Genomic DNA, 7138 nt, shown 5'->3' with positions numbered 1-7138 from the left:
TAACACGGTAGGGGTACCGTTTTGTTATCCGGTTTGAAGCCGTATGACCACTCCCTTTTGTGGGCAACTGTCAGGTGAATACCATCTCCATACACCTGATTTCTATTTCCCCAATCCCTTGCACTGCTCTCCCCCTGCGGCGGGATAGGCGGTGAGTGTCTCATAGAGGGCGGCGCGCAGGCTGCCGGATTGGCAGAAATCGCAGTTGCCGCCAGCGTCGATATCGGTGATGCGGGTGCCTTGCGGCCCCTCCTTCACCAGATAGGTGCTGACAAAACGGTAGGTGCCGCTGGGGGTGTCGAGCGGGGTGCCCGGCTCGCCAAAGGTGAAGCGCACCTTGACCTCGCTGCGATCCCGGCTGCCGGCGATGACGCGCGACGAGAGGATCTCCGAGCTCAGCAGGTTATCCCAGGCGTTGGGCAGGAAGGGGTTGCCCTCGACGAAGGGGGGCTTCTCGTCCGGGGCTTCGCGAGTGGCTATCTCCCGCGCCTTGGAGGCAGCATTGAGCAGGCAGAGCAGCTCGGGGGAGACGATTTTGGGCAACGCACCGCCCAGGTCTGCCTGATAGAGGCCGCTCGGTTTGACTTGGCGCTCCCAGTCGAGAAACTGGGCCACCTTGGCCCGTACTTGGGCCTGCATATCGGGGGCAGTGGCGGCCACAGACAGCCCGGACGCCAGCAGAGGCAGGGCCAGAAACGGCCTCCAGTTCAACTTCATGACGTCATCTCCTTGTTATTCTTGAAAAACAGAGCCGCCATCGGGCCGGTTTATGCCGTATATTGGCCCTCTCCCTACCACAAAGGAACTGCCTCTTGAGACCCTATCCCGCCCTGTTGCTCTTGCTGGCAACCACTGCCGTTCAGGCCGAACAGGATTGTACTGCGCCGGTGACACAAACCGACATGAACATCTGTGCGTTTCAGGATTACCAGCGAGCCGATGCCAAGCTCAATGCCGCCTATAAAAAGCGGGTTGCCTCCCTGGAGAAGGCACAGCTGGAGAGGCTGAGAACCGCGCAACGGGCCTGGATCGCCTTTCGCGATGCCCAGTGCCGTTACGAGGCCGGCGTCTATGAAGGGGGATCAATGGCGCCCATGGTCCACAGCAGTTGTCTCACCCAGTTGACCGAGGCGCGCACCAAAGACCTGAACACACTGCCAGACCAGCCGTGATCAGAGGAGCCAACCAGATCAGGTAGGAACTGGGGGCAAGCAACAGACGGCTTGCAGGCACTCCGGTGAGTAATGATGCGAGCCCCCTCACCCTGACCCTCTCCCCCAAGGGGCGAGGGGATCAGACCGAAGGATGCCGAGGCTTAAGAGGTGTCGAGGGAAAAGCCACAAACAAAAACCGCAGCCCAAGGGCTGCGGTTTTTTTATTGGATCAACCTGTTGGCGCGAGCAGCGCCGCCGGCATTAGGCACGGCGCCAGCTGGTCTTGCCGGCGCTGTCTTCCAGCACGATGCCCATCTCGGTGAGGCGGTTACGGGCGGCATCCGCCGCAGCCCAGTTCTTGTCGGCGCGGGCCTGATTGCGCTCGGCGATCAGGCGCTCGATTTCGGCGACCTCTTCGTCTGCTTCGTCACCCTTGAGGAAAGCCTCGGGGTCTTGTTGCAGGATGCCGAGCACGGCGCCCAGCTCCCGCAGACGGGCACCGAGGCCGGCGGCGACAGCGATGTCTTCGGCTTTCTGGCGGTTGATCTCGCGCACCAGATCGAACAGGGCGGAGTAGGCTTCCGGGGTGTTGAAGTCGTCGTCCATGGCATCAACGAAGCGAGCCACCTGCTCGTCACCACCGGCGGCGGCCGCCGCCGGCAGATCGCGCAGGGCGGTGTACATGCGCTCCAGGGCGGCGCGGGCCTGCTTGAGGTTGTCTTCCGAGTAGTTGAGCTGGCTGCGGTAATGGCCGGACATCAGGAAGTAACGGACGGTTTCGGCGTCGTAGTGGGCCAGCACATCACGGATGGTGAAGAAGTTGCCAAGGGATTTGGACATCTTCTCTTTATCCACCATCACCATGCCGCTGTGCATCCAGGTGTTGACGTAGTCGCCACCGTGGGCGCAGCAGGACTGGGCAATCTCGTTCTCGTGGTGCGGGAACTGCAGATCGGAGCCGCCGCCGTGGATGTCGAAGTGGTTGCCAAGGTGCTTGGAGTTCATGGCGGAGCACTCGATGTGCCAGCCAGGGCGACCCGGGCCCCAGGGGCTGTCCCAGGTCGGCTCGCCGGGCTTGGACATCTTCCACAGCACGAAGTCGAGCGGGTTGCGCTTGGCATCCACCACGTCGACACGGGCGCCGGCCTGCAACTGCTCCAGATCCTGGCCCGAGAGCTTGCCGTAGTCGGCGTAGGACTCGACGATGAACATCACATCGCCGTTGTCCGCCACGTAGGCGTGCCCTTTTTCCAGCAGGGTTTCAACCAGGGCGATGATCTCGCCGATGTGCTGGGTGGCGCGGGGTTCGATGTCCGGACGCACCATGCCGAGGGCGTCGAAATCCTGGTGCATGTCGCCGATGAGGCGCTCGGTGAGATCGTCACAGGTCACGTGCGTTTCGGCGGCGCGCTTGATGATCTTGTCGTCCACGTCGGTGACGTTGCGCACATAGGTGAGGTCGTATCCTGCATAACGCAGGTAGCGAGCGACGACGTCGAAGGCGACGAAGGTGCGGCCATGGCCGATATGACAGTGATCATAGATAGTGACGCCACACACATACATGCCCACCTTGCCCGGGTGGATAGGTTTGAATTCTTCTTTTTGACGAGTGAGTGTGTTGTATATCTTCAGCATCTTATGACCACTGCCTGTGAGTAAAATGGCCTGCCATTCTAACCGCATCCGGTATAGAAAACGAGGCAGAAAAAGCCCCCTCTCCCCCCTGCCATCTATGCCGCAGGGCCTTGATGGGCTAGAATTGCCACCACTTTATGCCATACACCTGCGGGCACCTTGCTGCCCGCGTCAAAATGAAAGGACAACTCATGGTTACTCTGCACACCAACCACGGCGACATCACCCTGACCCTGAACGCGGAAAAAGCCCCGGAGACCGTGGCCAACTTCCTGCAATACTGCCGTGACGGTCACTACGACAACACCATCTTCCACCGCGTCATCGACGGCTTCATGATCCAGGGTGGCGGCTATGCCCCGGGCTTTGAAGAGAAAGAGACCCGCGCTCCCATCAAGAACGAGGCGGCCAACGGTCTGTCCAACAAGGTCGGCACCATCGCCATGGCCCGCACCATGGAGCCGCACTCCGCCAGCGCCCAGTTCTTCATCAACGTGAACAACAACGACTTCCTGGACTTCAAGTCCGCCACCACCCAGGGCTTCGGCTACTGCGTGTTCGGTGAAGTGACCGCCGGCATGGACGTGGTCAACAAGATCAAGGGCGTGAAGACCGGCAACTACGGCCGCATGCACCAGGACGTTCCGACCGAAGACGTCGTCATCACCAAGGTGACCCTTGCCGAGTAATCCCTGCCGGCCAGGCTCTGATACCACTGCGGCCCCGGCCGCAGTTTTTCCATCTGCCGCCCCCAACTGGCGCCGCCTCGACTATCTGGCCCAGGGCAACGAACGTCAGCGCTCGGCCCACGCCCTGCTGAGCGGCGGCCTGTGGGATGAGCTTGGCCCCCTGTGCAACGATCTGGCCCTGGTGAGCACGATCGCCATCGGGCTGGATAGGCCCGGCAGCGATCTCGACATCCTCTGCCAGCATCCGGCCCCGGCCTTCCTTGCCGCGACACTGGCAGCACAAGGCTGGCAGGTGCGAAGCAAGGGCGAGCAGGTCTGGATCGCCGAGCAGCGACGCCACGGGCCAGATGGCCAGTGCTGGCCAGTCGAGCTCTACCTCACCCCTGATCCCCTCGAGGCGTGTCATGGCTGGCGCCACCTCAGCCTGATGGCCGCCCTGCTTGAGCGCTTTGGCGCCCCCTTCCACCGGGAAGTGCTGCGCCTGCGTGTTGATGAAGGGCTCAAGGGGGAAGCGGCCATGTGCCGCCTGCTGGGCCTGTCCGGCGACCCTTACGAGGCGTTGCTGACCCTGGAGGGCGTCAACCTTGCGGGGCTCTGCTGCCCTTCCCTCCCCCACCCGCTCGACGAGCAAGGTCACAGGCCTTGTCCGCACCCAGGCGGGACTCTCTTACCATGATGCCCAGGAACTCATGAGCACCCTCTTTATCAGTGACATTCACCTCAGCCAAGGCAGGCCCGACATGACGGCGGCCCTGGTGCGCTTTCTGGCCGAAGACGCGCCCGGTGCCGACGCCCTCTATGTGCTGGGGGATCTGTTCGAATTCTGGATTGGGGACGACGACCCCAACCCGCTCCACCGCGAGGTGGCCGATGCCTTTCTCGCCCTGAGCCAGCAGGGGGTGCCCCTCTATTTCATTCACGGCAACCGCGACTTCCTCTTGGGGCGCCAGTTTGCCAAACGGGCCGGCATGACCCTGCTTGGCGACCCCTGTGTCATCGAGCTGTACGGCGAGCGGGTGCTGCTGAGCCACGGGGATCTGCTCTGCACCCGGGATGAGGGCTACCAGAAGTTTCGCCGCATCACCCAACAGAAGTGGCTGCGCTGGCTCTTCCTGCGCCTGCCGCTCTCGCGCCGCCAGGCCATCGCCCACAAAATGCGCGGCCAGAGCCAGATGGAGAATGCCCACAAGAGCCAGATCATCATGGACGTGACCCCGGAGGCGGTAAACGAGATGCTGCGCCAGCACGGCTGCCGCCTGATGATCCACGGTCACACCCACAGGCCCGCCATCCACGACTTCACTCTGGATGGGCGTGCAGCGCGGCGCATCGTGCTGGGGGACTGGTTCGAGCAGGGATCGGTGCTGGTCTGCTCCCCCGCCGGGCAGCGCCTCGACACCCGCGCGCTCGGCTGAGGCCCTCTGCCTGCCATGGTCATGAGCGAGTCTCATATGACCGTTTCTGACTCACGCCGTGCTGTGGCGGGATACAAGCAGGATCCCTGCATATACTCTGGTTCTCTGCACATAACGAGGAGATGACCATGGGATTTCTTACTTGGGTGGTACTGGGGCTGATCGTCGGCATCCTGGCCAAATGGATCATGCCGGGCAAGGATGGCGGCGGTTTCTTCATGACGGTGATCCTGGGGGTGGTCGGTGCCATGGTGGGGGGCTATGTCAGCACCCTGTTCGGGATGGGAACGGTCACCGGCTTCAACCTGCCGAGCATCATCATCGCCACCGTTGGCGCCCTGATCGTGCTGTTTGTCTACAACAAGCTGCGCAGTTGAGACCCAGCCACCCATCGATGAGAGGGCGCCAATGGCGCCCTCGCTGTTTTCTGCCCCGCTGGCTCCATCTTGCCAAGACCACCCGATCTCATCCCCCGAGCCTTAGCCCGGCGCCGGGCTTGCATCATTTCTAGTTGAGGCGTCTAATAACCCCCATGCCAACCAGCGACGCTCTGCCTCGCCGCCCTCGCGGCCGCCCTGCCCAGCACGGGCACACCTATGCCGATACCCGGGATCTGTTGATCCGCCGGGGCATGGAGCTGCTGACCGAGCAGGGAATCGCCGCCACCTCCATCGAGCGGGTGTTGCAGTCGACCGGGATCCCCAAGGGCTCCTTCTATCACTACTTCGCCACCAAGCACGACTTCACCCTGGCGGTCATGGATGCCTATCACCATTACTTCTGCCGCAAGCTGACGCGCTATCTGGAGGATGAGAGCCTGCCCCCCCTGGCCCGTCTTGTCGCCTTCGTCGACAGCGCCTGCCGGGGCATGACCCGTTATGCGTTCCAGCGAGGCTGCCTTGTGGGCAACCTGGGTCAGGAGGTGGTGCAACTGTCCCCCGAGCTGCGCCTGCGCCTCGAGCAGATCCTCCTCGACTGGGAGGCGCTGCTCGCCCGCTGCCTGAGGGATGCGGTGACGGCGGGGGAGCTGCCCCCTGAATGTGACTGCCCTGCCCTCGCCCATCAGTTCTGGATCGGCTGGGAAGGGGCCGTACTGCGCGCACGCCTGGTGGGCGATACCGAGCCCATGCTCTCTTTTCTCCGCTTTTTCATGACCTTGGCCAAATAGATTTTTTACGAAGATTAATAGTCAGTCAGTCCAATTAATGGGAGTAGACAAGATGTTCAACGGTATTCTGATCGAGAAAGACGAGGCGGGTTATCGCGCCAGCTACCAGAGCCTCTCCGAGGAGATATTGCCTGCCGGGGATGTGACCGTGGCGGTACAGTGGTCTTCCCTCAACTACAAGGATGGCCTGGCCCTCACCGGCGCCGCCCCCGTGGTACGCCGCTTCCCTCTGATCCCCGGCATCGACTTTGCCGGTACCGTGCTGGAGAGCCAGCATCCCGACTGGCACCCCGGCGACAAGGTGGTGCTCAACGGATGGGGCGTGGGCGAGACCCACAGTGGCGGGCTGGCAGAGCGGGCACGGGTCCGGGGCGACTGGCTGGTCGCCCTGCCTGAGCGCTTCCAGCCCCGGGACGCCATGGCCATCGGCACCGCAGGGTACACCGCCATGCTCTGCGTGATGGCGTTGGAGAAGCACGGCATCACCCCCGGTGACGGTGACATTCTGGTGACGGGCGCCAACGGCGGCGTGGGCAGCGTGGCGATCACCCTCCTGGCCAAGCTGGGCTATCGAGTGGTGGCCGCCACCGGGCGGCTGCACGAGGCCGACTATCTGACGTCCCTCGGCGTCGCCGAGGTGATCGATCGCGCCGAACTGGCCGCGCCGGGACGCCCGCTGGGCAAGGAACGCTGGGCCGGCGTCATCGACACCGTCGGCAGCCACACCCTGGCCAATGCCTGCGCCACTACCCGCTACGGCGGCGCCGTGGCCGCCTGCGGTCTCGCGGGAGGGATGGACTTCCCCTCCACCGTCATGCCATTCATCCTGCGCGGCGTTACCCTCTATGGCATCGACAGCGTGATGGCACCGCGCCCGCAGCGCCAGCAGGCCTGGGCCCGACTGGCCGAGGATCTCGACCTGACCCGCCTCCATCTCCTCACCCGGGAAGTGCCTCTCTCCCAGGTCGTGACCCTGGGGGATGCCTTCCTGGCAGGCCAGGTGCGCGGCCGGATCCTGGTCAATGTCCAGGGGTGATGACTGACGCGATATGAGCCGGCTCGCCTGACCAGGTC

9 protein-coding genes are annotated in these 7138 nt (G+C 63.2%); 7 read left to right on the top strand and 2 right to left on the bottom strand.

The annotated features are described in order from the left end of the window. Positions 1-102: 102 nt before the first annotated feature. On the bottom strand, positions 103-717 hold the full coding sequence (locus AB5Y59_RS00045; protein WP_368211209.1) for a hypothetical protein: 615 nt from the start codon (positions 715-717) through the stop codon (positions 103-105). 95 nt (positions 718-812) lie between these two features. On the opposite strand from AB5Y59_RS00045, the gene AB5Y59_RS00040 reads away from it, so the two are divergent. Next, positions 813-1172: a lysozyme inhibitor LprI family protein gene (locus tag AB5Y59_RS00040; RefSeq protein WP_010675218.1), complete on the top strand. Its 360-nt coding sequence runs from the start codon at positions 813-815 to the stop codon at positions 1170-1172. Positions 1173-1415: 243 nt separating this feature from the next. Here the strand turns inward: AB5Y59_RS00040 and cysS are convergent, their stop codons facing one another. Beyond that, complete coding sequence (gene cysS, locus AB5Y59_RS00035) at positions 1416-2792, bottom strand: cysteine--tRNA ligase (RefSeq protein WP_041214950.1); 1377 nt, start codon at positions 2790-2792, stop codon at positions 1416-1418. A 191-nt stretch (positions 2793-2983) separates the two neighbouring features. Between cysS and AB5Y59_RS00030 the strand changes: the two genes are divergently transcribed. The 6 genes from AB5Y59_RS00030 (at position 2984) to AB5Y59_RS00005 (ending at position 7100) form a co-directional block, all read left to right on the top strand. Continuing rightward, positions 2984-3481 (top strand): peptidylprolyl isomerase, encoded by a 498-nt coding sequence (locus AB5Y59_RS00030; RefSeq protein ID WP_010675220.1) that lies wholly within the window; start codon positions 2984-2986, stop codon positions 3479-3481. Continuing rightward, positions 3471-4157 carry a DUF4269 domain-containing protein gene (locus AB5Y59_RS00025; protein WP_103242917.1) on the top strand — a complete coding sequence of 229 codons (687 nt, stop codon included), beginning with the start codon at positions 3471-3473 and terminating at the stop codon, positions 4155-4157. The genes AB5Y59_RS00030 and AB5Y59_RS00025 overlap by 11 nt, the downstream gene beginning before the upstream one ends. 13 nt (positions 4158-4170) lie before the next feature. Next, on the top strand, positions 4171-4896 hold the full coding sequence (gene lpxH, locus AB5Y59_RS00020; protein WP_201969303.1) for a UDP-2,3-diacylglucosamine diphosphatase: 726 nt from the start codon (positions 4171-4173) through the stop codon (positions 4894-4896). A 128-nt stretch (positions 4897-5024) separates the two neighbouring features. After that, positions 5025-5273 carry a GlsB/YeaQ/YmgE family stress response membrane protein gene (locus tag AB5Y59_RS00015; protein WP_043156234.1) on the top strand — a complete coding sequence of 83 codons (249 nt, stop codon included), beginning with the start codon at positions 5025-5027 and terminating at the stop codon, positions 5271-5273. A 155-nt stretch (positions 5274-5428) separates the two neighbouring features. Further along, positions 5429-6064: a TetR/AcrR family transcriptional regulator gene (locus tag AB5Y59_RS00010; RefSeq protein ID WP_201969304.1), complete on the top strand. Its 636-nt coding sequence runs from the start codon at positions 5429-5431 to the stop codon at positions 6062-6064. Positions 6065-6116: 52 nt separating this feature from the next. Next, on the top strand, positions 6117-7100 hold the full coding sequence (locus AB5Y59_RS00005) for an MDR family oxidoreductase (protein WP_201969305.1): 984 nt from the start codon (positions 6117-6119) through the stop codon (positions 7098-7100). The last annotated feature ends 38 nt before the right edge of the window (positions 7101-7138 follow it).

Origin of the sequence: Aeromonas sp. s10 (assembly GCF_040907975.1) — a bacterium.
Classification (GTDB): Bacteria; Pseudomonadota; Gammaproteobacteria; order Enterobacterales; family Aeromonadaceae; genus Aeromonas; species Aeromonas caviae.
This window is presented reverse-complemented; position numbering and strand designations above follow the sequence as displayed.

Excerpts from the sequence above, each read along its gene's own strand:
- AB5Y59_RS00045 (WP_368211209.1), bottom strand. The coding sequence starts at position 717 with ATGAAGTTGAACTGGAGGCCGTTTCTGGCCCTGCCTCTGCTGGCGTCC.
- cysS (WP_041214950.1), bottom strand. The coding sequence starts at position 2,792 with ATGCTGAAGATATACAACACACTCACTCGTCAAAAAGAAGAATTCAAA.
- AB5Y59_RS00030 (WP_010675220.1), top strand. The coding sequence starts at position 2,984 with ATGGTTACTCTGCACACCAACCACGGCGACATCACCCTGACCCTGAAC.
- lpxH (WP_201969303.1), top strand. The coding sequence starts at position 4,171 with ATGAGCACCCTCTTTATCAGTGACATTCACCTCAGCCAAGGCAGGCCC.
- AB5Y59_RS00015 (WP_043156234.1), top strand. The coding sequence starts at position 5,025 with ATGGGATTTCTTACTTGGGTGGTACTGGGGCTGATCGTCGGCATCCTG.
- AB5Y59_RS00010 (WP_201969304.1), top strand. The coding sequence starts at position 5,429 with ATGCCAACCAGCGACGCTCTGCCTCGCCGCCCTCGCGGCCGCCCTGCC.
- AB5Y59_RS00005 (WP_201969305.1), top strand. The coding sequence starts at position 6,117 with ATGTTCAACGGTATTCTGATCGAGAAAGACGAGGCGGGTTATCGCGCC.